General features: G+C 62.3%; 21 protein-coding genes. 6 read left to right on the top strand and 15 right to left on the bottom strand.

Annotation, left to right across the window (positions count from 1 at the left end; translation table 11 throughout):
• Nucleotides 1-202: 202 nt before the first annotated feature.
• Nucleotides 203-1,792 (top strand): photosystem II high light acclimation radical SAM protein, encoded by a 1,590-nt coding sequence (locus tag KBY49_RS11010; RefSeq protein WP_254934860.1) that lies wholly within the window; start codon nucleotides 203-205, stop codon nucleotides 1,790-1,792.
• A gap of 28 nt (nucleotides 1,793-1,820) precedes the next feature.
• On the opposite strand, the gene KBY49_RS11005 is transcribed toward KBY49_RS11010, so the two are convergent.
• The 5 genes from KBY49_RS11005 to KBY49_RS10985 are packed head-to-tail and all read right to left on the bottom strand — an operon-like array spanning nucleotide 1,821 to nucleotide 4,928.
• The gene (locus tag KBY49_RS11005) at nucleotides 1,821-2,264 is read right to left on the bottom strand and encodes a type II toxin-antitoxin system VapC family toxin (protein ID WP_254934859.1); all 444 of its coding nucleotides are present in this window, start codon (nucleotides 2,262-2,264) and stop codon (nucleotides 1,821-1,823) included.
• A 10-nt stretch (nucleotides 2,265-2,274) separates the two neighbouring features.
• A complete protein-coding gene (locus KBY49_RS11000; RefSeq protein WP_254934858.1) occupies nucleotides 2,275-2,508 on the bottom strand; it encodes a FitA-like ribbon-helix-helix domain-containing protein in 234 nt (77 codons plus the stop codon).
• Nucleotides 2,480-3,382, bottom strand: a complete 903-nt coding sequence (locus KBY49_RS10995; RefSeq protein ID WP_254934857.1) for a CPBP family intramembrane glutamic endopeptidase — start codon at nucleotides 3,380-3,382, stop codon at nucleotides 2,480-2,482. Before KBY49_RS10995 ends, KBY49_RS11000 begins: the two co-directional genes overlap by 29 nt.
• Nucleotides 3,382-3,693 carry an ATP-dependent Clp protease adapter ClpS gene (gene clpS / locus KBY49_RS10990; RefSeq protein ID WP_254934856.1) on the bottom strand — a complete coding sequence of 104 codons (312 nt, stop codon included), beginning with the start codon at nucleotides 3,691-3,693 and terminating at the stop codon, nucleotides 3,382-3,384. Before clpS ends, KBY49_RS10995 begins: the two co-directional genes overlap by 1 nt.
• An 8-nt stretch (nucleotides 3,694-3,701) precedes the next feature.
• A complete protein-coding gene (locus KBY49_RS10985; RefSeq protein WP_254934878.1) occupies nucleotides 3,702-4,928 on the bottom strand; it encodes an LL-diaminopimelate aminotransferase in 1,227 nt (408 codons plus the stop codon).
• Nucleotides 4,929-5,032: 104 nt separating this feature from the next.
• On the opposite strand from KBY49_RS10985, the gene KBY49_RS10980 reads away from it, so the two are divergent.
• The 3 genes from KBY49_RS10980 (at nucleotide 5,033) to KBY49_RS10970 (ending at nucleotide 10,714) form a co-directional block, all read left to right on the top strand.
• On the top strand, nucleotides 5,033-7,699 hold the full coding sequence (locus tag KBY49_RS10980) for a TIGR03960 family B12-binding radical SAM protein (protein ID WP_254934855.1): 2,667 nt from the start codon (nucleotides 5,033-5,035) through the stop codon (nucleotides 7,697-7,699).
• Nucleotides 7,700-8,028: 329 nt separating this feature from the next.
• Nucleotides 8,029-10,074 (top strand): Rne/Rng family ribonuclease, encoded by a 2,046-nt coding sequence (locus KBY49_RS10975; protein ID WP_254934854.1) that lies wholly within the window; start codon nucleotides 8,029-8,031, stop codon nucleotides 10,072-10,074.
• Between the two features lie 22 nt (nucleotides 10,075-10,096).
• Nucleotides 10,097-10,714 carry a ribonuclease HII gene (locus tag KBY49_RS10970; RefSeq protein WP_254934853.1) on the top strand — a complete coding sequence of 206 codons (618 nt, stop codon included), beginning with the start codon at nucleotides 10,097-10,099 and terminating at the stop codon, nucleotides 10,712-10,714.
• Here the strand turns inward: KBY49_RS10970 and KBY49_RS10965 are convergent.
• Nucleotides 10,711-11,235, bottom strand: a complete 525-nt coding sequence (locus KBY49_RS10965) for a DUF1997 domain-containing protein (protein ID WP_254934852.1) — start codon at nucleotides 11,233-11,235, stop codon at nucleotides 10,711-10,713. The genes KBY49_RS10970 and KBY49_RS10965 overlap by 4 nt on opposite strands.
• Before the next feature lie 68 nt (nucleotides 11,236-11,303).
• Between KBY49_RS10965 and pheA the strand changes: the two genes are divergently transcribed.
• Entirely contained in the window at nucleotides 11,304-12,143 is an 840-nt protein-coding gene (gene pheA, locus KBY49_RS10960) for a prephenate dehydratase (RefSeq protein WP_254934877.1), read from the top strand.
• Here pheA and KBY49_RS10955 read toward each other — a convergent pair.
• From KBY49_RS10955 to KBY49_RS10915, 9 genes are all read right to left on the bottom strand, one after another.
• On the bottom strand, nucleotides 12,140-13,057 hold the full coding sequence (locus tag KBY49_RS10955; protein WP_254934851.1) for a methyltransferase domain-containing protein: 918 nt from the start codon (nucleotides 13,055-13,057) through the stop codon (nucleotides 12,140-12,142). The two genes, pheA and KBY49_RS10955, sit on opposite strands and share 4 nt — an antisense overlap.
• A complete protein-coding gene (locus KBY49_RS10950; protein WP_254934850.1) occupies nucleotides 13,057-13,704 on the bottom strand; it encodes an LON peptidase substrate-binding domain-containing protein in 648 nt (215 codons plus the stop codon). The genes KBY49_RS10955 and KBY49_RS10950 overlap by 1 nt, the downstream gene beginning before the upstream one ends.
• Before the next feature lie 102 nt (nucleotides 13,705-13,806).
• Nucleotides 13,807-14,127 (bottom strand): 30S ribosomal protein S10, encoded by a 321-nt coding sequence (gene rpsJ, locus KBY49_RS10945; protein ID WP_254934849.1) that lies wholly within the window; start codon nucleotides 14,125-14,127, stop codon nucleotides 13,807-13,809.
• Between the two features lie 124 nt (nucleotides 14,128-14,251).
• Complete coding sequence (tuf, locus tag KBY49_RS10940) at nucleotides 14,252-15,451, bottom strand: elongation factor Tu (RefSeq protein WP_254934848.1); 1,200 nt, start codon at nucleotides 15,449-15,451, stop codon at nucleotides 14,252-14,254.
• 46 nt (nucleotides 15,452-15,497) lie between these two features.
• Entirely contained in the window at nucleotides 15,498-17,570 is a 2,073-nt protein-coding gene (gene fusA, locus KBY49_RS10935) for an elongation factor G (RefSeq protein ID WP_254934847.1), read from the bottom strand.
• A 69-nt stretch (nucleotides 17,571-17,639) separates the two neighbouring features.
• Nucleotides 17,640-18,110: a 30S ribosomal protein S7 gene (rpsG, locus tag KBY49_RS10930; RefSeq protein ID WP_254934846.1), complete on the bottom strand. Its 471-nt coding sequence runs from the start codon at nucleotides 18,108-18,110 to the stop codon at nucleotides 17,640-17,642.
• An 83-nt stretch (nucleotides 18,111-18,193) separates the two neighbouring features.
• Nucleotides 18,194-18,568, bottom strand: a complete 375-nt coding sequence (gene rpsL / locus KBY49_RS10925; protein ID WP_254934845.1) for a 30S ribosomal protein S12 — start codon at nucleotides 18,566-18,568, stop codon at nucleotides 18,194-18,196.
• A gap of 65 nt (nucleotides 18,569-18,633) precedes the next feature.
• Nucleotides 18,634-18,990: an AIR synthase gene (locus tag KBY49_RS10920; RefSeq protein WP_254934844.1), complete on the bottom strand. Its 357-nt coding sequence runs from the start codon at nucleotides 18,988-18,990 to the stop codon at nucleotides 18,634-18,636.
• Between the two features lie 52 nt (nucleotides 18,991-19,042).
• Complete coding sequence (locus KBY49_RS10915) at nucleotides 19,043-20,803, bottom strand: phosphodiester glycosidase family protein (protein WP_254934843.1); 1,761 nt, start codon at nucleotides 20,801-20,803, stop codon at nucleotides 19,043-19,045.
• 212 nt (nucleotides 20,804-21,015) lie between these two features.
• Between KBY49_RS10915 and KBY49_RS10910 the strand changes: the two genes are divergently transcribed.
• Nucleotides 21,016-25,647 carry a glutamate synthase-related protein gene (locus tag KBY49_RS10910; RefSeq protein WP_254934842.1) on the top strand — a complete coding sequence of 1,544 codons (4,632 nt, stop codon included), beginning with the start codon at nucleotides 21,016-21,018 and terminating at the stop codon, nucleotides 25,645-25,647.
• Nucleotides 25,648-25,651 lie beyond the last annotated feature (4 nt).

The raw sequence follows: 25,651 nt of genomic DNA, 5'->3' as shown, positions 1-25,651 counted from the left end.
AGAAGCGCCTTGGCGCTGCTGAATTGTGGTTGTCATAAGAACGGGAGAGAGGTGTCTCAAAAGAGACGGGTATGGATGACGGAACCCCGTCGAATTGAACTGTAACAGAATATTGCGTGGTTTGTGAGTTTCGCCGCTCAACCTGGCAACGGTTACGGGGTTGTTAGCGTCCAGATCCCTAAGAGGCCAGGAGTTGCCTGCAGTGAGCGCCGCCAAAACCCCAGGCGAGCACCGCGTTTTGCTGGTGCGCCTGCCCTGTAATCCGATCTTCCCGATCGGGCCGATCTACCTGGCAGATCACCTGCACAAGCAGTTTCCTGCCATGGCTCAGCAGATCCTGGATCTGGCGGCCCTGCCAATTTTGGACGTCGAGCGGGTGCTGGCTGCTGCGGTGGAGGCTTTTCGGCCCACGCTGCTGGTTTTTTCCTGGCGCGATATCCAGATTTATGCGCCCGTTGACGGCCGGGGCGGCAATCCCCTGCAGAACTCATTTGAGGTGTTCTATGCCCGCAATCCGCTGAAGCGGCTGCGGGGAGCGATCGGCGGCCTGCAGCTAATGGCCTCTTTCTATGGGGAGCTCTGGCGGAACCTGCGACTGGTGCGCCGGGGACTCAGGCTCGCCCAGCGCCATTGCCCAGGGGCCAGGGCCGTTTTGGGGGGTGGAGCAGTGAGTGTTTTCTACGAGCAACTGGGGCGGAGCTTGCCCAAGGGCACGGTGGTTTCGGTGGGCGAGGGGGAACCGCTCCTGGAGAAGTTGATCCGCGGCGAATCACTGCAGCAGGAGCGCTGCTTCATCGTTGGGGAGGCGCCCCGGCCCGGCCTGATCCATGAACAGCCCGGCGGCATGGAAAAAACCGCCTGCAATTACGACTACATCGGCCAAATCTGGCCCCAGCTCAACTGGTATCTCGAAGGCGGTGATTTCTACGTGGGCGTGCAGACCAAGCGCGGCTGCCCCCACAACTGCTGCTACTGCGTGTACACCGTGGTTGAGGGCAAGGCGGTGCGGGTCAATCCGGTGGAGGAGGTGATTGCCGAGATGGCCCAGCTCTACCAACGGGGCGTTAGGGGCTTTTGGTTCACCGATGCCCAGTTCATCCCAGCCCGTCGCTACATCGATGACGCCAAGGAGCTGTTGCGGGCAGTCCAGGCCAAGGGCTGGCACGACATCCGTTGGGCCGCCTACATCCGTGCCGACAACCTCGATGCCGAGCTGGCCGAGCTGATGGTGGCCACTGGCATGGACTACTTCGAGATCGGCATCACCTCCGGTTCCCAGGAGTTGGTGCGCAAGATGCGCATGGGCTACAACCTGCGCACGGTGCTGGAAAACTGTCGCCTGTTGGCCAGGGCAGGTTTCCGGGAGCATGTTTCGGTCAATTACTCCTTCAACGTGATCGATGAGCGCCCCGAAACGATCCGTCAAACCGTGGCCTACCACCGGGCCCTTGAGGAAACCTTTGGGGCCGACAAGGTGGAGCCGGCAATCTTTTTTATTGGCTTGCAGCCCCACACCCACCTGGAGCAGTACGGCTTTGACCAGGGCCTAATTAAGCCCGGCTACAACCCGATGAGCATGCTTCCTTGGACTGCTCGCAAGATGCTCTGGAACCCCGAGCCGATGGGAAGCACCTTCGGGCGTATTTGCTTGGAGGCCTTCGATCTCAACCCCGCCGATTTCGGCCGCACGGTGATGGACTTGCTGGAGCGTGATTACGGCAGGGCGCCCCTCGAAGAGGCCCTGCACGCCCCGGTGGAAGGGAAAAAGGCCCTAGCTACGGCCTCCCGCTGAGCAGTTTTCGCCTGTTGGCCAGGGCTGGTCAGTTCGCTCCGGTCAATCGTGTCGGTGCTTGCCACTGATTTAAATCAACGGCCAGTGCAGGGGAGGCGCCAGCAATTTGCAAGCGCTTAAGCAGGCGCTGATCGGCGGTGATCAGGGTCGCTTGCCTTTGCTCGGCGAGGGCGAGATATAGGCAGTCGTAGGCAGGGTGGTCCAGCTCACGGCACCAGCGCAGGGCCATGGTCATCAGGCTGGCGCTGGGGGTTATTTCACCCAGCAGCTGGGGGGTAAGGGTTGCCATTGCCTCGAATTGTTGGCTGGTTATGGCGCCGGCACGGTTGCTTTTCCAGCCGGCATTTAGGAGTTCGATCAGCACCAAATCCGGAGCTATGCGCTGCTCCAGGGTTGTGTGCTCAAGCACTGCAAGCGCCTGGGCGGTGCTTGAGCAGTTGGCAAACCAGCCAAACAGAACAGAAGCATCCAAAACCCAAGGACTAGCGCTGCTCACGCCCCTCCCGGATCAGCGCTGTCGCATCGATTTGGCTCCCTTTGGCGGGGGTCTGGGCCCTCAGCTGGGCCAGTTCTTCCAGCAGCAATTTGGGATCTACAGCCGCCTGATGGAGCAGCTCCCTCAGCGACTGCTCTAGGGAAATTCCACGCAACTTGGCCTGTCGCCGTAGGCGCTTCACATCTTGATCTTCAAGTTGGCGGATTAGCACCTGGGCCATTGTTGTCTTCTGATATCACCAATGATAGCTCGGCTGTTTCGGGCTTCTGGGAAAGGTGGCGCGGCCACCAGCGTCGCCGCACCCAGAGCAGCAACCCGAGGCCAATCCAGCCAATTAGGCCCCCAATTGGGTTGATGTCGGCTCCGCCTGGGCCCACCCACCAACCGGGGGCAGCCGGCGAAATCTGCAGCAGGCCCTTTTGCGCTAAAAACCATCCCCCCACCAGCCAACCGTGCAGCCCGATCGATCCCCAGAGGGCGCCGTCGTCGGCCCGGCGCTGCAGGGCCAGGGCCAGCCCCAGCAGGGTTAGGCCGCCCAAAAGGCCAATGGCCTCCAATCCCGGCGCCCGATACCAGGGATGGAGCAGGGCAAAGATGGCTGCCTGCAGCCAAAGTGCCCTATTGGAGCCCAGCTCCAATTCCAATTCTCCCCAGAGCCAGCCGCGAAATAGCAGCTCCTCGGCAAAGCCCACCCCGAGCATCAGGGCGATGGCATTGAGGAGCAGAGCTGTGTTTAGCTCCCCAAGCCAGCGGGCCTGGCCGGCTAAAACCAAAACCAAAACCACCAACGCCAGTAGAAATAGGCCCTTTAGGGCTCCCCGCAGCCAGGCCTTGGCCGCCAGGTGAATCGGCATGGCCAGGCCCAGACCCTGCCAGGGATGCTCGGCCCCCCAAACCCTGCGAAGCCTGATGGGCAGGCTGATCAGCAGCAGGGCCAGCGAAAGCACCAGGCCCGCTAAATCGACCTGGTCTGGTCTCCAGTGGGGAAATAAAAGGGCACAGGGCCTGGCCCCTAGCCAACCCAACCCGTACAAAACGGGCACGTAAAGCAAGGTGCCCGGCCACTTCGGCCCATTGGCGGCCAAAGGGGCCATCAGCTCTCCGGTTCGAGGCTGCTGCTGAGCCCCTTTGCCTTGAGGGTTTCGCAATAGAACTCCGCTGGCTCCAGGTCGCAGACGATCACTAAGCCCACCCCGGTGTTGTGGGCCTCCAGCATTACGGCGATGGCGTCTTGCTCACTTAGGGATGGAACCACCTGCCGCAGGGTTCCCACCACGTATTCCATGGAATTCACGGGATCGTTGTGGAGCAGCACCTTGTAGCGGGGGGAAGGCTTGCGCACTCGCTCAGGGGCCTTCTCCATTACGGCTGCGCCGCCAGGATTGCTTTGGGTTGCCCAGGTCATAAGGCCCATTACAGCGAACGGATGCGGCGCATTGCCTCTTCCACATTGGCGAGGCTGTTAAAGGCTGACAGACGGAAGTAGCCCTCGCCGGCCGCCCCAAAGCCACTGCCCGGGGTGCCGACCACGTGGGCCTTGCCCAGGAGGTGGTCAAAGAAGCCCCAGGAGTCGATCCCCGTAGGCGTTTTCAGCCACACGTAGGGGGCCTGCTGACCGCCATGGACCTCCAGTCCCGCCGCCGATAGTTCGCGGCGAATAATTGTGGCGTTTTCCATGTAAAAAGCGATCAGAGCCTGCACCTGGGCCCGCCCTGCCGGGGCATAGACCGCCTCGGCGCCGCGCTGCACGATGTAGCTCACGCCGTTGAACTTGGTGCACTGACGCCGGTTCCACAGGCTCCATAGCTCCACCTTCTCGCCATTGGCGGCCGTGCCCATCAGGCCCCGGGGCACCACCGTGAGGGCACAGCGGGTGCCCGTGAAGCCCGCGTTCTTGGAAAACGAGCGGAATTCGATCGCGCAATCGCGGGCGCCCTCGATCTCGTAGATCGAGTGGGGCAGCGAGGGGTCCTGGATGAAGGCCTCGTAGGCGGCGTCGAACAGGATCAGGGCGTTGTTGGCCAGGGCGTAGTCGACCCATTGCTTTAGCTGCTCCCTGGTGGCGACGGCCCCGGTGGGGTTGTTGGGGAAGCAGAGGTAGATCAAGTCCACCTTGCCCTCGGGCAGGGGGGCGCAGAAGCCGTTGGTGGCGGTAATGGGCAGGTAGGTGAGGCCGCCGTATTGGCCGGCCTCGTCGGCATCACCGGTGCGCCCTGCCATCACGTTGCTATCAACATAAACCGGATAAACCGGATCAGTGACAGCGATTCGATTGCCTTCTCCCAGGATGTCGAGGATGTTGCTGCTGTCGCACTTGGAGCCATCGGAAACGAAGATTTCCTCCGGATTCACCTGGCAGCCTCGGGCTTGGAAATCGTTTTTGGCAATCGCCTCCCTTAGCCATAGGTAGCCCTGTTCTGGGCCGTAGCCGTGGAAGCCCTCGCGGGTACCCATTTCGTCGATGGCCGCTTTCATCGCTTCGCGGCAGGCCTCGGGGAGGGGTTCGGTGACATCGCCAATGCCCAGGCGAATGATTGGGGCGTCGGGGTTGGCTTCGCTGAAGCCCTTTACCCGCCTGGCGATTTCAGGGAATAGGTAGCCCGCCTTGAGCTTGAGGTAATTGCCGTTTACTTGAACCATGTCAACGCCGCCGAAGGCAGCGACCAAAACTGTTGGAGGCATTTTCCTATGGCGCGATCCCAACCCCTCCATACGATCAGGAACAGGCCTGAGCAGCAGCTGCCGTGAATCTCGCTGAAGCTCCGATTGATTTCGAGGCCCTGATTGATCTGGGCATCAGTAAGCCGGCCCGCTATTTGGGCAATGAGTTGGGGGTCAAACCCCGCGACTGGCAGGCCGCCTGGGCGGCGGACGGGGTGCGCTGGGCCCTCACCTACCCCGAGGTCTACGAGGTGGGGGCCAGCAACCTGGGCCATGTGATCCTCTATTCGATCCTCAACGCCGTGCCAGGCCAGTTGTGCGATCGGGCCTATTTGCCGGCGGCGGATCTGTCGGCGCGGCTGCGGGAAAGGGGCCAAGCCCTATTTGGTGTGGAAAGTCGCAGACCCCTAACCGCCTTCGACATCCTTGGTTTCAGCCTCAGCTACGAACTTGGCGGCACCAACATTTTGGAAATGTTGGATTTGGCCCAGGTACCGATTCGGGCCGTCGATCGCGGTGACCTGCCCCTCAACGATCCTGAATCGCCACCGTTGATCTTCGCCGGGGGGCCCACCGCCACCAGTAACCCCGAGCCCTTTGCCGCCTTTTTTGATTTCATCGCCCTGGGCGATGGCGAAGAGCTGTTGCCGGAAATTGGGCTGGTGGTGGCCGAGGGCAAGGCGACTGGGCTAAGCCGCAGCGCCCTGTTGCGGGATTTGGCCCAGGTGCCAGGGGTCTATGTGCCCTCCCTCTACGGCCCTGGCGCCGATGGGATTGGCATCGAGCCCCTGGCGGGGCTTGTGCCAAGTCCGCCCAGGCGGGTTTTGCGGCGAACGGCCACGCCGATGCCCCACTACGCCATGGGCCTGGTGCCCCACATCGAAACGGTGCACGACCGGCTGACCATCGAGATTCGCCGGGGGTGCACCAGGGGGTGTCGCTTTTGCCAGCCCGGCATGCTCACCCGCCCCGCCCGCGATGTGGAGCCGGAGGCGGTGATCGAGGCGGTGGAGGAGGGCATGCGCCAAACCGGCTACTCAGATTTCTCCCTGCTCTCCTTGAGCTGTTCGGATTATTTGGCCCTGCCGGCGGTGGGGGTAGAGCTGCGCAACCGTCTTGCCGACAAAAATGTGAGCCTCACCCTGCCTAGCCAGCGGGTGGATCGTTTTGACCAAAACATTGCCCACATCCTTGGGGGTACCCGCAAGGCCGGACTCACCTTTGCCCCTGAGGCCGGCACCCAGCGCCTGCGCGACATTGTCAACAAGGGGCTTACGGATGCGGAGCTCTTGCGCGGTGTTCGCACCGCCATGGAAAACGGTTACCGCAAACTGAAGCTCTATTTCATGGTTGGCCTGCCGGGTGAAAGCGATGCCGATGTGCTCGGTATTGCCCACACCTGCAGGGAGTTGCAGCGGCAGTGTCTTGATTTGGGCCGACTGGAACTGAATCTCACGATTAGCAATTTCACGCCCAAGCCCCATACCCCTTTCCAGTGGCACAGCGTCAGTACGGTGGAATTTCGGCGTCGCCAGGAGTTGTTGCGCCAGGCCCTGCGCCAGTTGAGGGGGTTGAAAACCAATTTCACCGATGTGCGCCTTTCGGCGGTGGAAGACTTTGTGGGCCGCGGCGACCGCCGCCTGGCGCCGGTGATAGAGGCGGCCTGGCGAGCAGGGGCCGGCCTGGATGCCTGGTTTGAATCGGCGGATCGCAGCTACGGAGCCTGGACCGCGGCGATTACGGAGGCGGGCCTGGAGGGCCGTTACCGGTCCATGGAAATGGGTGCTTGGAGTGCGGCCGAGGCCCTGGGCAGCGACGATCTCGATACCTTTTGCCGGCAGAGCCTGCCCTGGGATCACATCGATTCGGGAGTCGATAAGCGCTGGCTGGCGGAAGATCTCAAGAGGGCCCTGGCTGAAGCGGTGGTGCCCGACTGCTCCTTTGAAGGCTGCAGCAGCTGTGGGGTCTGTGGACCGGAGCTCGGACACAACGTGGTGATCCCGCCGCCGCCGGTGCCGGCCCAGCTGCCCCAGCGCGCCCCCGCCAGTGGGCGGATTAGCCGCCTGCGGATGGGCTTCAGCAAAACGGGATCGCTGGCCCTGATTAGCCATCTCGACACCCTGCGGCTGCTGGAGCGGGCCCTGCGCCGCAGCGCACTTCCGGTCAGTTTCAGTGGCGGCTTCCATCCCTTGCCCCGCCTGCAGTTGGCCTTGGCCCTGCCCCTCGGTGTGGAGGGCACCGGTGAGTGGCTCGACCTGGAGTTTGTGGAGCCGGTTGATCCGGCCCAGGTGCGCAGCCAGCTCCAGGGCGAACTGCCCCTGGAATTTCAGTTGCTATCGGCTTGGGCCGTGCCCGTATTTGGCCCAAGCCTTTCCCAGGAGCTTGAAGCGGCCCGCTGGCAAATGGCTTTTAAGCCGGCACCAGGCATGGAACTCCCCGATCAGCAGGCCTGGCAGCAGGCAATCGCCGCATTGTTGGCCGCCGAATCCCTGCCCTGGAGCGACACCGATAAGAAGGGTCGTCCCCGGCAACGGGATTGCCGCCCTGCCCTGGTTTCCCTCGGGCTGGTCGCTGGCGCTGCGGCAACCCTGGAGTTCCAGGCGGCCATTGATCCATCTGGCCGGAGCCTGAGGCCCGAGCAGCTGCAGTTTTGGCTAGCCCAGGAGCTGGGCCAGCCGCTGCAACTGGCCAGGATGCGGCGCCAAGAATTGCTTCTAAAGCCCGTGCTAACTTCACGGGAAGGCGAGTAGGCCATTGCCTTCTAGTTTTCCGTGGCATTCAATGCCATGCCCAAAGCTTTCCCCAATCCGCTGATTCGCCTCCAGGTTTGCTGGTAGGTACACAGCGGGGTTCAATCTGGAACTACTCAGGTTCGATCCCCAAGGATTCGCCCCAATGGTTGTTGAGTTTTAGTTATATCTGTTCGCCCCAAAAAGCGAAGTCGGCCCCAGGCGGATACTCACCAGCGTTGATTTTTTTAGTCTTAAAGCCCCTTCTGGATTAGGGCTTTTTAAGTTTTTGACCATTTCTAATAACCTCCAAATTTTTGGCTGAGCCCCCTTGGGCCCACCCTTTCCCTATGCCTCAGCAGATCGTCATCGCCGAGCAACTGCGTATTGCCGCTGTTTTTAACGATGAGCGTGTGGATGAATTGATAGTCGCCCAAGGCCTCTATCAAATTGGTGATGTTTACCTTGGCACTATCGAAAACGTGCTGCCAGGTATTGATGCTGCCTTCGTCAATATTGGCGAAAGTGAAAAAAATGGCTTTATCCATGTCACAGATTTGGGTCCCCTTAGGCTCAGGAAAGGAGCGGCAGGTATTACCGAATTGCTGGAGCCTCGCCAGAAGGTGCTGGTCCAGGTAATGAAGGAGCCCACGGGCACAAAGGGTCCCCGTCTCACCGGCAACCTTTCCCTTCCCGGGCGTTTTTTGGTGCTCCAGCCCCATTGCCAGGGTGTCAATATTTCCCGCCGTATTAATGGCGAAAATGAGCGCAACCGTCTGCGGGCCCTGGGTGTATTGATCAAGCCCCCAGGGGCCGGTTTGTTGATCCGCACCGAGGCCGAAGGCATCAGTGAAGAGCTGTTAATCGACGACCTGGAAAATCTGCTGCGCCAGTGGGAAGGGATCCAGGCAGCAGCTGAAACGGCTTCCCCTCCCGTCTTGCTTAACCGCGACGAAGACTTCATCCATCGGGTACTTCGGGACCACTCCAGCCCCGAGGTGGTGAGGGTTGTGGTCGATAGCGCCGATGCGGTGGCCCGCGTTCAGGCCTTCCTGGGCCCCGACCAAGCCGACGTGCAGGTCGTCCATCACAGTGAATCCAACGAAATCCTCGAGCATTTCCGGGTTGATGCGGCGATCCGCGATGCCCTCAAGCCCCGGGTTGATCTGCCATCCGGCGGCTACGTGATCATTGAGCCCACCGAGGCGCTCACGGTCATTGACGTCAACTCGGGCTCCTTTACCCGTTCCGCCAATGCCCGGGAGACCGTGCTTTGGACCAACTGTGAAGCGGCCGTCGAAATTGCCCGCCAGCTCAAGCTGCGCAACATCGGTGGTGTGGTGATTGTCGATTTCATCGACATGGAATCGCGGCGCGACCAGCTCCAGTTGCTGGAACATTTCACCCAGGCAGTACGCAACGATGGCTCCAGGCCCCAGATCGCCCAACTCACCGAGCTGGGTTTGGTTGAGCTCACCCGCAAGCGCCAGGGCCAAAACATCTATGAGCTGTTTGCTAGGGCTTGCCCCAGCTGCGGTGGCCTGGGCCATGTGGCCGTTCTGCCGGGCAAGGACACCCTCCAGCCCCTGGCCACCCTGACCGGCTTGGTGCGTTCGGTGGCCTCCGCCCGCTCCGAAGTGCTTTCACCCGTCGCCAGCGATGGAAGTGCCTCTGGCCGCCGTCGCCGTGGTGGCCGCGGTGGCCGTGGTGCCAGCGATGGCTCCGAAAGCTTTGGCGGTTATGCCCCTGAGGCTTCCAGCTTTGGTACCAGCGCTGAACTGACTGGCTCCCTGAGTGCCGCCAGTGAGCCGACCACCACCCGCCGCCATGACCCGGATTTGGTGGCCGTGACCATGGATGCGGAGCAAGAACTGGTCTATGGCTGGATGGGGTTGAGTCCGGCATTGCTGCTAGACGCTCAGCCCCCCAGCGAAAATCTGATGGTGCGGGTGGTGCGACCCGGGGAGGATGCGGAGGCGGTGCTTGAGGAGGCCCTTCAACAATTGGCCTCATCCGGTGGCCGTAGGCGCCGCGGCCGCGGCAATCGCGGCACGCCAGGTGAATCTTCCGGAGAATCAGCCGGCGACCAGCCAGGCGATAACGCTGGCGATGTGGCCTATGGCTCCGATGATTCGGCCATGGCTGAGCAGTTTGTGGCGGTGCCGGTCGAGATCACGCCCCTACCTGTCCAAACGGAGCCTGAAACCGTGATCACCGTCTCGGTGCCCACCGCCGCAAGCCGGAGCCGATCCCGCACCCGCAGTTCCGCAACTACTGAGGCATCCGCAAAAACAGAAACCGCCCCAACAACTGAGGCAGCCCCCGCCCAGGACCCTGACCTAGACGAAGCCGGCGAACCCCGCCGCCGCCGCCGCCGCTCCTCAGCCGCCACCTAGCTGGTGGCTGAGAGCCAGCCCCATGGCCCCCAAGTCTCTGGCTGATCCTTGGCAGGGCCTTGATCCCGCCCTTTGCGCGGGGGTTGATGAGGTGGGTCGAGGTTGTGTGTTTGGCCCTGTGTTTGCTGGAGCGGTGGTCTTGCCTCGGGCAGCCCTGGGGCCCCTCCAGGCCGCTGGCCTGACCGACAGCAAGAAACTTTCTGCCCGTAAACGGGCCGCCCTAGTGCCCCAGATCCAGGGCAGGGCCTTGGCTTGGGCCCTGGGCCAGGCCTCAGCGGCTGAGATCGATCGGGTCGGTATCCGCCTGGCAACGGAGCGGGCCATGCACCGGGCCCTGCAAAAACTGCCGGGCCCGCCCCAGCTGTTGCTGGTCGATGGGGTGCTGCCCCTGCGGGGTTGGTTGGGACGGCAGAACACCCTGGTGTCTGGTGATCGGTTGTGTTTGGCCATAGCGGCAGCCAGCGTGCTGGCCAAGCAGGCCCGCGATGCCCTGTTAATGGAGCTGGATGAGAGCTACCCGGGCTATGGGTTGGGTCGGCATGTTGGCTATGGCACAGCCCAGCACCGCAGCGCCATCGCTGATCTGGGGCCGACACCACTGCATAGGCGCAGTTTCCTGCGCAATTGGCTGAGCCCCTAGCCGGCTGGTCCCTGCTCCTGGCACCACTGGCGAAAATCGGCCAGAAGCTGCTGGCCCACCCGGTTTTTGATGCCCAGAAGAATGCCTCCCAGCAGCGACTGGCCCGTGGCTTCGAGCACTTTGGCCGGAATTAATTTCAGTAGGGCTGGCTGGCTCACTTGGACCGCCAGGGTGGCTTCGCCCTCCAGGCCCAGTTCCCCCGCCCGCAAAGAGGAGTGCAGGGTGAGCTTGAAGTCGTCCACGAGCCCCAGCCCCTCCAGTTCGCAATCAAGGGCCTCTAGTTCCAGCTCACCTGGGCTGCTGGTGGTGCGCAGTTCCACCACGGGGTGGATCTGTAGGTGAAAAAGCTGCAGATGGGTCACGCAATAGCGGTAGCGCCCCGGGGCCAGCCGCTCCAATTGGGACGGATCGAGTAGGGCCTTAACCACCCGCTCTTCCTGGGTCAAATAGCCAGATAGGAGCTCGGCCCCATGGCTCACGCCAAGTTGCAGTTGCTGACTGGCGCTGAAGGCCAGGGGCATGCCTAGCTGGCTGACGCGGCATGATCCTATCGGCCTTCCTCCAGCGCGATATTCCGCCCTGGTCTTCCATGCGCATTGCCTATCTCGGCCCGGTGGGCACCTATGGCGAACAGGCGGCGCGGCAGTTGGCCCAGCTTGAGGACCTGGCTGAACCAATCTTGCTACCCCAAATTGGCATTAGGGCCGTGGTAGAGGCCCTGGCCTCCGGCCGAACTGATGCGGCGGTGGTCCCGGTGGAGAACTCCGTGGAAGGGGGCGTAACCGCCTGTCTTGATGCCCTTTGGGAACACTCGGATCTGGCCATTGCCCGGGCCCTGGTGCTGCCGATTCGCCATGCCCTGCTCGGCAGTGGTCCGCTGGAGGGGATTAGTGAGGTGCTCTCCCATCCCCAGGCCCTGGCGCAATGCAGTCAGTGGCTGGCTGACCACTTGCCCCAGGCTTTGCAGTTGCCCACCAGCTCAACTGCAGATGCGGCCCGCATGGTGGCGGGCAGTCGTTTTCGGGCCGCGATTGCTTCGCAACAGGCCGGGCTCGAGCATGGCTTGGAGGAATTGGCATTCCCCATCAATGATGTGGCCGGTAACTGCACCCGTTTTTTGCTTTTGCGGCGCGGCGAGCGCTCCTGTGAAGGTCCGGTTGCCAGCCTGGCCTTTTCCCTCCATTCCAACCAGCCCGGTGCGCTGCTGGAAGCCCTGGGCTGCTTTGCCCATCGCGCCCTCAACATGAGCCGGATCGAATCGAGGCCTTCGAAGCGGGAAATGGGGGAATACATCTTCTTTGTGGACCTCGAATTGCCCGAGGGCCCAGGGCCTTTGGCTGAGGTTTTGATCGAATTGCAACCCCTGTGCGAACACCTGGCGATGTTTGGGGCCTACCCCCTCACCAACCTGGCGGTAAGCCAGAGCTAGGGAGATTCGGATGGCTTGACGCCTCTGAATACCCCAAATTGCATCAGGCCGGTGGCAAAGGCCCAGTGCATTAGCAGGATCGTGGGGGTTTCCCTGAGACCCTGGAGCAGGGCTTTGGGGCCGAGCCCCAGAATTGCCATGGGCCGGCGTGCTCCTTCCACAATCGAATCGATCCAGGAGGGCAGGGTGGCCTTACTCCAGTCGTCGCTTTGCACCGTGAGCCCTGGGGTTCCACTGCCGCCGCCCCACTTGCTTCCCTCGAGGTTGGCTTTGAGGCCCGCAATGCTGGCGAATTCCGGATGGGCCCACTGTTCGAGCAGTTGGCGCATCACCCAGCGCTCGCGGCGGTCCATCGGGCCGTCGCTGGGATCGCGGCGGTTCCAATCGGCAATAGCCACCAGACCACCAGGCTTTAGTACCCGCAGTAATTCATCGGCGTAAAGCTGTTTATCAGGCATGTGAGGGCAAGCTTCCACGCTCCACACGGCATCAAAACTGGCAGGTTCTAGGGCAAGGGCAAGGGCGTCCATCACGGCAAAGCGGCAGCTCAAGGAGGCAGGCGTTAACTCCTGGGCCCTTTGGATTTGCAGGGGGCTGATGCTGATGCCAAGCACTTCAAAGCCGTAGTCGCGGGCCAGGATCCTGGCGCTACCCCCAATGCCACAGCCCACATCGAGCACCCTGGTGCCTGCGGGCAGTTGGCTAAGGCCACTCCACTGGACCAGCTCATGGACAAAGGCTTGCTTCGCTAAACGGAAGTCTTCCCTCCACCAGTGGCCGCTTTTGTAGTAGCCAAGATGGATGTGTTCCCCCCAGAGCCGCTCCAGCAGTTGATCGCTGGTCCAGCGGTCGTAGGCGGAGGCCACGCTGCTGGCATCGGTGTAGCGCCTTTGGGGCCAGCTGATCCTGGGCATTACTGGGGTTGGAAGGTGTCTTTCAGGACCGTGCGCGCGGCCAGTTGCTTTCTGGTGTGATCAAGCATTTCGTATTCCTGGCGCAGGCGCTGGGCCGTGTTGGTGATTTCCAGTAGGGCCTGCTGGTGGTCAGCTACGGGGCCGCCCAGGTGGGAGCCGATCCAAAAGGAGAGCTCCCTGGGTAGATCGGGCAAATCGCTGGGGAGGGCAGTCGGTTTGCCGACCAACTTGCCGGTCAGTTCCACCACGTCCTTGAGGGCCTGGCTTACCTCGCTGGCCAGGGTTTCCAGTTCGCTGGGGCTGCTGTCGGGTTCGTCTTCGATCCAGCTGACCATTGCCACCCTGAAGGGGGCTTCTCGAACGATTTCCAGCACCCGAAAACGTTGTTGGCCCATGGTGACGATGTTGCTGCGGTCATCGTCCTGGGTTTGACAGTGCAGGATTTCGGCGCAACAGCCCACCTTGGCCAGTTCCTGCTCCTGGGGATCCCAACGCACTACCCCGAAACGGCGATCTTCCGCCATCACGGTTTGCAGCAGCATCCGGTAGCGCGGCTCAAAAATGTGTAGGGGCAGCACTTCCTGGGGGAAGAGCACCACATCTGGCAGTGGAAACAAGGGCAACTCCCTGACGGCCAAATCGCCCATGACTTCTCGGGGAGTGCCTTCTAATCCTAGAAAAAAAGCCCCGCCATCGCCGTTGAAGCGTGGGGAGGCTTAGGAATAGTGCGCTTTCTGAAATTTTTCGCCTTACAGCTTGACTTCGATGTCTACGCCACTGGGCAGATCCAGCTTCATCAAGGCATCAATCGTCTTGGCCGAGGGGCTGTAGATGTCGATGATGCGGCGATGGGTACGGGTCTCGAAATGCTCCCGGGAATCCTTGTCCACGTGGGGTGAACGCAGGACGCAATAGATCTTGCGCTTGGTGGGTAGGGGAATCGGGCCGATAGCCGTGGCAGCGGTGTGGTCGGCGGTTTCAATGATTTTGTCGCAGGACAGATCCAGCATCCGGCGATCAAACGCCTTCAGGCGGATGCGGATTTTCTGCTGGGTGATGGCTGTGGACATGGGGGTTGATATGAAAAGTTCGGCAAAACCTGGCCGAGGTCAGTTGGATTGTCGAGGTGCGAGGTGATGGAGGATTTAATCCTCCATCACCTCAGAATAGATCAAGACCTGAGCCCGATCTGGATCACTCGAGGATCTTGGAAACCACGCCCGCACCGATGGTGCGGCCGCCTTCGCGAATGGCGAAGCGCATACCTTGCTCGATGGCAACCGGGCAGATCAGCTCCCCGGTCATCTTGATGCGGTCACCGGGCATCACCATTTCAACGTTGGCGCCATCGTCGGAGGTGAAGGCGGTGATTTGGCCGGTCACATCCGTGGTGCGGATGTAGAACTGCGGGCGGTAGCCGGCAAAGAAGGGGGTGTGGCGGCCGCCTTCCTCCTTCTTCAGCACATAGACCTCACCCTCGAACTTGGTGTGGGGCTTGATGGAATTGGGCTTCACCAGCACCATGCCGCGCTCGATGTCCTCTTTCTGGATGCCGCGGAGCAGGAGACCTGCGTTGTCGCCAGCCATGCCTTCTTCAAGCTGCTTGCGGAACATTTCCACGCCGGTGACGGTGGTTTCGCGGACGTCCTTGATGCCAACGATCTGGACGGTTTCGCCCACTTTCACCTTTCCGCGCTCGATACGGCCAGTGGCCACGGTGCCACGACCGGTGATCGAAAAGACGTCCTCAATCGCCATCAGGAATGGCTTGTCGATTTCGCGCTCGGGCTCGGGGATCGACTCGTCGACGGCGGCCATCAGCTCGTCGATTTTGGCTTCCCAATCGGCGTCGCCCTCGAGGGCCTTCAGGCCGGAAACCTGAATAACGGGGATGTCGTCACCAGGGAACTGGTAACTGGTGAGCAGTTCACGCACTTCCAGTTCAACGAGCTCGAGGATTTCCTCGTCGTCGACCATGTCGCACTTGTTGAGGGCAACCACCAGGGCGGGCACGCCAACCTGTTTTGCGAGCAGGATGTGCTCCTTGGTTTGGGCCATGGGCCCGTCGGTTGCGGCCACCACCAGGATCGCGCCGTCCATCTGGGCGGCACCGGTGATCATGTTTTTCACATAGTCCGCGTGACCAGGGCAGTCGACGTGGGCGTAGTGACGCTTTTCGGTTTCGTATTCGACGTGGGCGGTGTTAATGGTGATACCGCGCTCACGCTCCTCTGGAGCTCCGTCGATTTGGTCGTAGGCCTGGGCCTTCGCCATACCCTTCTTGGCCAGCACGTTCGTGATGGCGGCGGTCAGGGTGGTTTTGCCGTGGTCAACGTGGCCAATGGTGCCGATGTTGACGTGGGGTTTGTTCCTCTCGAACTTCTCGCGTGCCATGAGTAAAAAGAATCGGGGTTTGGTTGGGTAGGGGAAAGATCAGGAATTAATTGCCCTGATTCTTAGAAATGATGGCTTCAGCGACGTTGCGAGGAACTTCCTCATAGTGGCTGAATTCCATCGAGAAAATACCCCGACCCTGGGTCATGGATCGGAGCTGGGTGGCATAGCCGAACATTTCGGCCAGGGGCACTTTGGTCTGGACCTTGGACTGACCATTTTCAATGGACTGCCCCTCGACCTGACCGCGACGGGAGGAGAGGTCGCCGATGACCGAACCGAGGAAATCCTCGGGGATCTCGACCTCCACCTTCATCATTGGTTCTAAAAGTACAGGATTGCACTTTTTGACCCCATCTTTGAAGGCCATGGAGCCGGCGATTTTGAACGCCATCTCCGAGGAGTCGACGTCGTGATAAGAGCCGTCGACCATTGTGACCCTGATGTCGATCATCGGGAAACCGGCGATCACACCGGATTGGCAGGTCTCCTTCATGCCGTTTTCGGCAGGACCGATGTACTCCTTGGGGACGATGCCGCCAACGATTTTGTTGACGAACTCGAAGCCCGTACCGGGTTCGCCGGGTTCCATTTCGATCACCACGTGGCCGTATTGGCCCTTGCCACCGGTTTGGCGGGCAAATTTGCCCTCGCCCTTGGCCTTGCCGCGAATGGTTTCGCGGTAGGAGACCTGGGGAGCACCGATGTTTGCCTCCACCTTGAACTCGCGCAGCATGCGATCCACCAGGATTTCCAGGTGGAGTTCGCCCATGCCGGCGATCACGGTTTGGCTGGTTTCCGGGTCAGTGCTGACACGGAAGGTGGGGTCTTCTTCAGACAGGGATTGGAGGGCCTTGGAAAGCTTTTCCATGTCGCCCTTGGTTTTGGGCTCCACGGCCACCGAGATCACGGGCTCGGGAATGAAGAGCGATTCGAGGATGATCGGGTCGTTTTCCACGCAGAGGGTGTCGCCCGTGGTGGTGTCCTTGAGGCCCAGCACTGCTCCAAGGTCGCCGGCCCGCAGTTCGTCGACCTCTTCGCGGTCGTCTGCCTTGAGCAGGATCAGGCGGGAGATGCGCTCCTTCTTGTCCTTGGTGGAATTGAGCACATAGCTGCCCTTTTGCAGGACCCCTGAGTACATGCGCACAAAGGTGAGCTTGCCGTAGGGATCGGCCATCACCTTGAAGGCAAGGGCGCTGAAGGGGGCGCTGTCGTCGCAGGGACGGTTCGACTCGGTGCCATCGGGCAGCAGGCCGGTGATGGGGGGCACATCCACGGGGGCAGGCAGGTAGTCGACGACGGCGTCGAGCACCAGCTGTACGCCCTTGTTTTTGAAGGCGGAGCCGCAAAGCATTGGCACCAAGCCGTGCTTGACCACCCCGGTGCGAATGCCCTTCATCAGCTGCTCTTCAGTGAGCTCGCCGTTTTCCAGGAAGTCGTCTAGGAGGGTTTCATCGGTTTCAGCCACCGACTCCATCAGCTTCATCCGCCATTTATCGGCCTCGGCCTTCATATCCGCGGGCACTTCCTGCTCGATGATGTCGGTGCCCAGGTCGTTTGTGTAGACAATCGCCTTGTTGCGCACAAGGTCGATGATTCCTTTTAGCTCGCCTTCGGCACCAATGGGCAGCTGGATGGGGGCAGCAGTGGCCTTGAGGCGATCCTTGATCTGTTCGTAAACCTTGAGGAAATTGGCTCCAGTGCGGTCCATCTTGTTGACGAACACGATCCGGGGCACGTTATAGCGATCGGCCTGGCGCCAGACGGTTTCGGACTGGGGCTGGACGCCTCCAACCGCGCAAAAAACGGCGACAACCCCGTCGAGGACGCGCATTGAACGCTCCACCTCGATGGTGAAGTCAACGTGGCCGGGGGTATCAATGATGTTGATGCGGTTATCTTTCCAGCTGGTGGAAATTGCCGCAGCGGTGATGGTGATGCCGCGCTCACGCTCCTGCTCCATCCAGTCGGTCACCGCGGCGCCGTCGTGGACCTCGCCCATCTTGTGGACCACACCCGAATAGAACAGGATCCGTTCGGTGGTGGTGGTTTTGCCTGCGTCAATATGGGCTGCGATACCGATATTTCTGACGCGGTCCAGGGGAAAGGCGCGGGCCACGGGATTTGGTCTCCGAAGGGTCTAAAAGAAGGTTGTTGGCAATGGCCAGATCGGAATCTGGCCAGTCACTCAGTAGCGGTAGTGGGCGAAAGCCTTGTTGGCTTCAGCCATCTTGTGAGTTTCTTCGCGCTTGCGAACGGCACTGCCGGCCTCGTTGGCCGCATCCATCAATTCGCCAGCCAGCTTTTGAGCCATGCTGCGGCCATTGCGGGAGCGGGAAAAGTTAACCAGCCAGCGCAGGGCCATGGCGGTGCCCCTCTCCTGACGAACTTCCATCGGCACTTGGTAGGTGGCACCACCAACCCGACGGGCGCGCACTTCCACCAGGGGAGTGGCATTGCGCACGGCAGTTTCGAAAAGCTCCAGCGGATCGTTGCCGGTGCGGTCATTGATCAGCGAGAACGCATCCGAAAGGATCCGTTGGGCCGTTGATTTTTTGCCGTGCTTCATCAGCCGGGCCACGATCATCGAGGCCAGACGACTGTTGAATTGGGGATCGGGAAGAACCGGGCGCTTTTCGGCAGCGTTACGGCGTGACATGGACGTTTAGGGAAATGGGACCAAAAGGGAGGGGAGAAGGTGGGTTCGGGGCAGACATCTACTGATGTCAGCCCGATTACCCATCAATCTTTGGGCGTCTTGGCGCCGTACTTGGAGCGGGACTGACGGCGATCTTTAACCCCTGCCGTATCGAGGGTGCCCCGAATGATGTGGTATCGCACGCCGGGCAGATCCTTGACCCGGCCTCCCCGAATCAGGACAACGGAGTGTTCCTGCAAGTTGTGGCCAATGCCAGGGATGTAGGCGGTGACCTCAAAGCCAGAGGTGAGCCGTACGCGCGCCACCTTGCGGAGGGCCGAGTTGGGCTTTTTCGGGGTGGAGGTGTACACGCGGGTGCACACGCCACGCCGCTCCGGGCATGCGCGGAGAGCGGGAGACTTGGTCTTACGGGTAAGACTCTGGCGCTCTGTACGGATTAGCTGCTGAATAGTGGGCATCGAAGGCCGGTATCTGGTCGGTGAACATTGGGCGGACGACCGACCAATTTCCACAATCCGTCACCTTACTGGGTCGCCTGGCGGCCCGATCCGATCCTGCTAAATGCGCTGCCGCATGCGCAGCACCGCACTCCCTCACCCTGGCGTACCAGAAAGCCGCCACCACTGAGGTCGCCCCGGTAATCGAGGCTAAGGCCGGCGAGCAGGGCGCTCTGCTCTGCCGGGGCGTAAAGCGTGATGCCATCGGCGCGGGCCACGGGCAGCCCCGCCAGGTGGCCTGGCCGCAGACGGATGGACCAGCGCTCGCAACTGCCCTCCATCAGATCGAGATGCATCATTCCCGGGGTGCCGGCCACCGCGGCCTGGCGGCCCAGTTCGGCGGCGGCTGCTGCGCTAACCCTCAGGCTCTGGCCCTTCGGCATCGGTGGTGGCCCTCTGCGGTTGGCCTAGGGGGTGGTCCCACCACTCTGCCAGCTACTGGCTGGAGCCGGCTGAGGGCACCAGGCCCAGGCCGTTGTGCACAGCCCCGACCACGCCCCGACCCTTCACTGGCATCGTGCCCCCCATCACCAGGCCAGTGGAGCTGCCCCCATCAAGGTTGAGCGCATCCCTCAGGCCAAGCTCCTGCAGCACCCGGGCCGTTTCACCCAGGCTGGGCCCACTGTCCTGGGTGCCCTCAAGGGTGATCAACCAGAGCTGTTTGCCGTCGCTGCCGATCACGGTGCGGGGGGCTCCCTGGTTGAGGAAGCCGGAGCTGAAGGTTTCGGCACCTCCATTGAGCACGATCCGGCCATCAAGCAGGAGCAGTGGGCCTCCCCCCATTACGAAGGGGGCCTGGCCGAGGTCGTTGCTGGCCCGACTGGTGAGCTTGATGGCGGTGCCCTCAAGCCAGGGCAGTTCGACGCCGCCACGGCCCACCAGCAGGATTTCGCCCCGCCGCAGGGGCACGCCAAATTCGAGGTCGCGGCTGCCGTAGCGCCTTTCCACCACGCCCCTGCTCAGCACCAGGGCGCTTTCTCCGCCGCTTAGGGCCCGGTAGCTGGGCCCCCATTCAGGCCCGTAGCGGCTGATCCCCCGCTGCACATAGCCGCTGTTGAGGGCAGCCACTGGCAATCGTTGGCCATCTGCTCCGCTGACCGCTTCCTCCAGGGAGAGCCGGCCAAAGCGGGGCAGGCTGCCGGCTTGCCAGGCAGCCACCCCCCGGTTCAGGATCGGGCCAGAAAGCCATTGGCCATCACTCTTGAGGGCCCCCAAGGGCAGTCGCTTGACCCGGTTGAAATAGCCGCCATTGATCGCAACGATGGCTCGCTGGGTGTTGGCCAAGGCCTGCACGGAGCTGAGGCCCTCCATGCCCGAGGGGTTGGTCAATAGACGCAGCTGAATGGGCGCAGTGCGGGGATCGACGCGTACGGCGTTCAAGCGGATCCCCCGGCGCTCCAGACGATCCCAGCTGATTTGTTGGCCCAGCAGCCGCTGCAGCCGGGGATCCAGGCTCCGAGGGGCACTTCCCCCGGCGCTCCCAGCTGTTCCGCCAGCTGTTGCATCGCCGGCCTGGGAAAACTCCAGCACCAGCCGGTAGGGATCCCCGAGGCTGAACAAACGGGCTCCCTCGGCGCGGCCGGGCCTTAGTTGCAATTGGTTGTCGTTTTGGCTGGCTACCAGGCCCAGGGCCCCCAGCTGGTCCCTTTGTTGCCCACTGCTGTCCAAATCGACCAACCAGGTGCCGTCACTGCGGCCAGCCACGACTGGGCCGGTGAGGTCGAGCACGACCCTGCGCCAGACCCCGCTCTTCGAGCTGCGCACCTGCAGTAGCTGGCTGGGGGGCAGCCGCAACTCCAATACACCGCCCCGGCGGGTAGTTGCCAAACCCACGGCCCGAAACAGGGGCAGCGCGTCTACCGCCACTTCGTCGTCGAGGGAGCGTTGCTCGCCAGCTCCCGCCAGCAGGGTTTGGCCGAACCACTCCAGTTCGACACTGCCTTCACTTCTGCGGCGCACCACCCCCAGTTGGCCTTCCAGCACCTCGAGGGGAATCCAAAGGGCCTCCGGTTCGCTGCTGCTGCTGCCAATCCACAGCCAGCGGGCCTCCTGCTGGCGACCCTGAATTACGAGCCGGCGCCCTTCAGCAGTGCCCCTTGCTGGGGCGGGCGTTTCAAGTGGCGGCGGCGGTGGCGGCGGGCTGCCCCAGGGCATGGCCCCAGCCTGGGGGGCCCAGGCCAACAGCAAAGGCGCCACCAGCTTGCTGAGCCGGCCAGGTCGTGGCTGATTTAGGCGAACGGACCTCAAAGGGGAGCGGTGGCAGCCCAGTTGGCCGAACGCTAACCCTGGCTAACCAGTAGTTCGAGCTGGGATGCCGATCCCTAGGATTAGAAGCTCTGTTGGTGCAGGAGCCCAAGCGGCTTACTGCAGCACTGATCCCTCAGGACTTCTGCCGCACCATCTGGGTTATGCCTCTAGCTCCCCGTCCCGCTTGGCCCCATTGCGACAGCCCTGCTCCGGCAGCGGTGGCGGGTGAGAAAGATGCCTGTGGCGTGGGGTTTTTGGCCCATTTGTATGGCGAAGCAAGCCATTGGGTTTTGCAGCAGGCCCTGCGCGGCCTTAATTGCATGGAACACCGGGGCGGCTGTGGCGGTGACGCCGATTCCGGTGATGGCGCGGGAGTGCTGTGCGGAATCCCCTGGTCTTTCCTGGAGGCCGTGTGGCCTGCAGCTGCCGCCAGCTCCGGCCAGGAGCGGGGCCTGGGCATGGTGTTTTTGCCTGCCGACGCCGCCAAAAGGCAGGAGGCGATTCAATTTTGTGAAGAGGAAGCGACCAGGCTTGGGCTGAAGAGCTGGGGCTGGCGCGAGGTGCCAGTGGATGGCGCGGTGCTGGGTCCCTTGGCCCGTGCCAGCGCCCCGCACATGGGCCAGTGGTTGCTTACCTCTGGGCCTGCTGCGGGGAGCGGCTCAACAGTGGCGGGAGATGCCCTGGAGGCCCTGCTTTTTCGGCTGCGGCGCCGGGTGGGGGATCGGGCCCGGATGGCCTGGGGCCCCGGACCTGGCGACCTCTACTTCTCCTCCCTGAGCAGCCGCACCGTTGTTTACAAGGGCATGGTGCGTTCGGAGGTCTTGGCCCGCTTCTACGCAGACCTATGGGACCAACGCTTCGCGGTCAGTTTTGCTGTTTATCACCGCCGTTTCAGCACCAATACCCTGCCCCGTTGGCCCCTAGCCCAGCCGATGCGCCTGCTCGGCCACAACGGCGAGATCAACACCTTGCTGGGCAACCTCAACTGGGCCCGGGCCGCGGAAACTAATCTCGATGCCGTCTGGGGTGATGCCGCCGCCGACCTGAAGCCGGTGGTCAATCCAGCCTTCAGTGATTCGGCCAACCTCGATGCCACCTTGGAATTGTTGGTGCGCAGCGGCCGGCCTATTACCGACAGCTTGCTCACCCTGGTGCCCGAGGCCTTCCGTCAGCAGCCCGAGCTGGAAACCCGCCCGGCCATCCAGGCGATGTATGAATTCAACGCCTGCCTGCAGGAGCCCTGGGATGGCCCTGCCCTGCTGGTATTTGCCGACGGCCGCAGCGTGGGGGCCACCCTTGATCGCAACGGGCTGCGCCCTGCCCGCTACTGCATCACCAGCGATGGCTTCGTGGTGATGGGCTCTGAAACCGGGGTGGTGGAGCTGGAGGAGAGCCGGATCATCGAGAAGGGCCGCCTTGGCCCGGGCCAGATGCTGGCGGTTGATCTGGAAAAGGGTCGATTGCTGCGCAACTGGGAGGTGAAGCAGGAGGCTGCCGATCGCCATCCCTATGGCCAGTGGTTGGAGGCCCATCGGCGCAAGCTCGGGGCCTTGCCCTGGCAGCAGGAGTGCCAACTGGGCGATTTGGAGCTGTTGCGCGAACAGACCGCCTTCGGCTTCAGCTCAGAAGACCTCGACCTGGTGATCGAGGACATGGCCGGTGCGGCTAAGGAGCCCACCTACTGCATGGGTGACGACATCCCCCTGGCGGTGCTCTCCGACAAACCCCACCTGCTCTACGACTACTTCAAGCAGCGCTTTGCCCAGGTCACGAACCCACCCATAGACCCCCTGCGCGAAAAGTTGGTGATGAGCTTGGAGATACATCTGGGCGAGCGGGGCTCCGCGCTCCTGCCAGCTGCTGCTTCAGCGAAGGTGCTCCATCTCGACAGCCCCATCCTCAATGAGGCGGAGCTGGCCGCCATTGGCAACCAGGGCCTGCCCACCCAAGTGGTTTCGACCCTCTTCAGCGTGGTCGAGGGACCCGGGGGCCTGGAGGCTGCCATTCAAAAACTGCGCCAGGGGGCCGAAGCGGCCGTGCGCAATGGCTGTCAAATTTTGGTTTTATCCGACCGGCTCGGCCTTGATGGCCAAAAAGGGGGCATCAATGCCACCACCGCGGCCATGCCGCCGCTTTTGGCCGTGGGCGCCGTCCATCACCACCTGTTGCAGTTGGGCCTGCGGCTCCAGGCATCTCTGGTGGTGGAGACGGCCCAGTGCTGGAGCACCCACCATTTGGCCTGCCTGATTGGCTTTGGCGCCAGTGCGGTATGCCCCTGGCTCACCTGGGAAACCACCCGCCATTGGCTAGCCCATCCCCGAATTCAAAAGCAGATCGAAACTGGCAAGTTGCCGGCGATCAGCCCCGAACAGGCCCAGGCCAACGTCCGTAAGGCCCTGGAAGACGGCCTGCGCAAGATCCTTTCCAAGATCGGCATTTCCCTGCTGGCCAGTTACCACGGCGCCCAGATTTTCGAGGCGATTGGCATCGGTGCAGACCTGATCCAGCTGGCCTTTGCCGGCACCACCAGTCGGGTTGCTGGTTTGAGCCTGGCCGAATTAGCCAGTGAGACGATGGCCTTCCACACCAAGGCCTATCCCGAGCTCAACCGCACCAAGCTCGAATTCATGGGCTTTGTGCAGTACCGCACCGGGGGTGAATATCACCTCAATAGTCCGGAAATGGCTAAGGCCCTCCACGCCGCAGTCAAGGCAGGGCCTGGTTACGACCACTTCGCCACCTACCAGACCCTGCTCGAGCACAGGCCTGTTACCGCCCTGCGGGACTTGCTGCAGCTCAAGCCGGCCCCGGCCCCCCTGCCCCTCGACCAGGTGGAGAGTGTCGAGAGCATCTGTGCACGCTTCTGCACCGGTGGCATGAGCCTGGGCGCCCTATCCCGCGAGGCCCATGAGGTGCTCGCCGTGGCGATGAACCGCATTGGCGGCAAGAGCAATAGCGGCGAAGGCGGCGAGGATCCCGCCCGCTTCAATGTGCTCCAAGACGTTGACGCGGCCGGCCACTCGCCAACCCTGCCCACGATCCAAGGTCTGCGCAACGGCGACACCGCCTGCTCCGCCATCAAGCAGATCGCCTCGGGTCGCTTTGGGGTCACTCCCGAATACCTGCGCAGCGGTAGGCAGCTGGAAATCAAGGTGGCCCAGGGGGCCAAGCCTGGAGAGGGCGGCCAGCTACCTGGCCCCAAGGTTGATCCCTACATCGCCTGGCTCCGCAACAGCAAGGCTGGCGTGGCCCTGATTTCGCCCCCACCCCACCACGACATCTATTCGATTGAGGATCTGGCCCAGCTAATCCACGATCTGCACCAGGTGCACCCGGCCGCCAAGGTGAGCGTCAAATTGGTGGCTGAAATTGGCATTGGCACGATTGCCGCGGGCGTCGCCAAGGCAAATGCCGATGTGATCCAGATCTCTGGCCACGACGGTGGTACGGGCGCTTCCCCCCTCAGCTCGATTAAGCATGCGGGCAGCCCCTGGGAGTTGGGGCTCACCGAAGTTCACCGCTCCCTCTTGGAAAACGGTCTGCGCGATCGGGTGCTGCTGCGGGCAGATGGTGGCCTTAAAACCGGTTGGGATGTGCTGATCGCCGCCTTGCTGGGGGCTGAGGAATACGGCTTCGGCTCCGTGGCGATGATCGCCGAGGGCTGCATCATGGCCAGGGTTTGCCACACCAACAATTGTCCGGTGGGCGTGGCCACCCAAAAAGAAGCCCTGCGCAAGCGTTTTACCGGCTTGCCCGAGCACGTGGTCAATTTCTTCCTGTTCGTGGCTGAGGAGGTGCGGCAGCTGCTCAGCGTCCTGGGGGTGGCCCGCCTCGAGGACCTGATTGGTCGCAGTGAGTTGCTGGAACCCCGCCAGGTTTCCCTAGCTAAAACCCAAGCCCTGGACCTTTCCTGCCTGATCGATCCCATCCCTGCCGCTGCAGATAGGGCCTGGCTTCGCCATGACGCCCAGGCCCACGGCAACGGTCCGATCCTGGAAGACCAACTTCTCGCCGACGGCGAACTAGTGGCGGCAATCGAGGGCCACGGCCAGGTGGCCCGCAGCTTGGAGATTGTCAACACCGACCGCAGTGTTGGGGCCAGGGTGTCCGGAGAAATTGCAGCGCGCCACGGCAATACGGGCTTCCAGGGCCAGTTGCAGCTCACCTTCAATGGGGCCGCTGGTCAAAGTTTTGGTGCCTTTGTGCTCCAGGGCATGGATGTGCGGCTGGTGGGGGAAGCCAACGACTACGTGGGCAAGGGCATCAACGGTGGCCGGATCACCGTGGTGCCTCCCGCCGGCGTCCAAGACCCTGGCAACCAGGTGATCCTTGGCAATACCTGCCTCTATGGAGCCACCGGTGGGGAGCTGTTTGCCCTGGGCCGTGCTGGAGAACGCTTTGCCGTGCGCAACAGCGGCGTGCGCACCGTGGTGGAGGGCGCTGGCGACCATTGCTGCGAGTACATGACTGGCGGCGTAGTGGTGGTGCTGGGCTCGACTGGCCGCAATGTGGCCGCCGGCATGACCGGTGGGGTTGCCTTCCTGCTCGATGAGGACGGAGGTCTGGCCGGTCGACTCAACCCCGAGATCGTCGCCCTTTGCTACCTCAGCACTCCCCAGCAGGAGGCCCTGCTCAAGCCACTGCTCGAGACCCATTTGGCCTGCACCGGCAGTAGCAAAGCAGCGGCAATCCTGGCCGATTGGACCAGCTGGAGGGGTCGCTTCAAGGTGCTGGTGCCCCCCAGCGAGAAGGCCAATGTGGGCCTGGCAACCCTCGAGACCGTTGCGGCCTAACTCA

Source organism: Cyanobium sp. WAJ14-Wanaka, from assembly GCF_024345375.1.
In the GTDB taxonomy this organism is placed as follows: Bacteria; Cyanobacteriota; Cyanobacteriia; order PCC-6307; family Cyanobiaceae; genus Cyanobium_A.
This window is presented reverse-complemented; position numbering and strand designations above follow the sequence as displayed.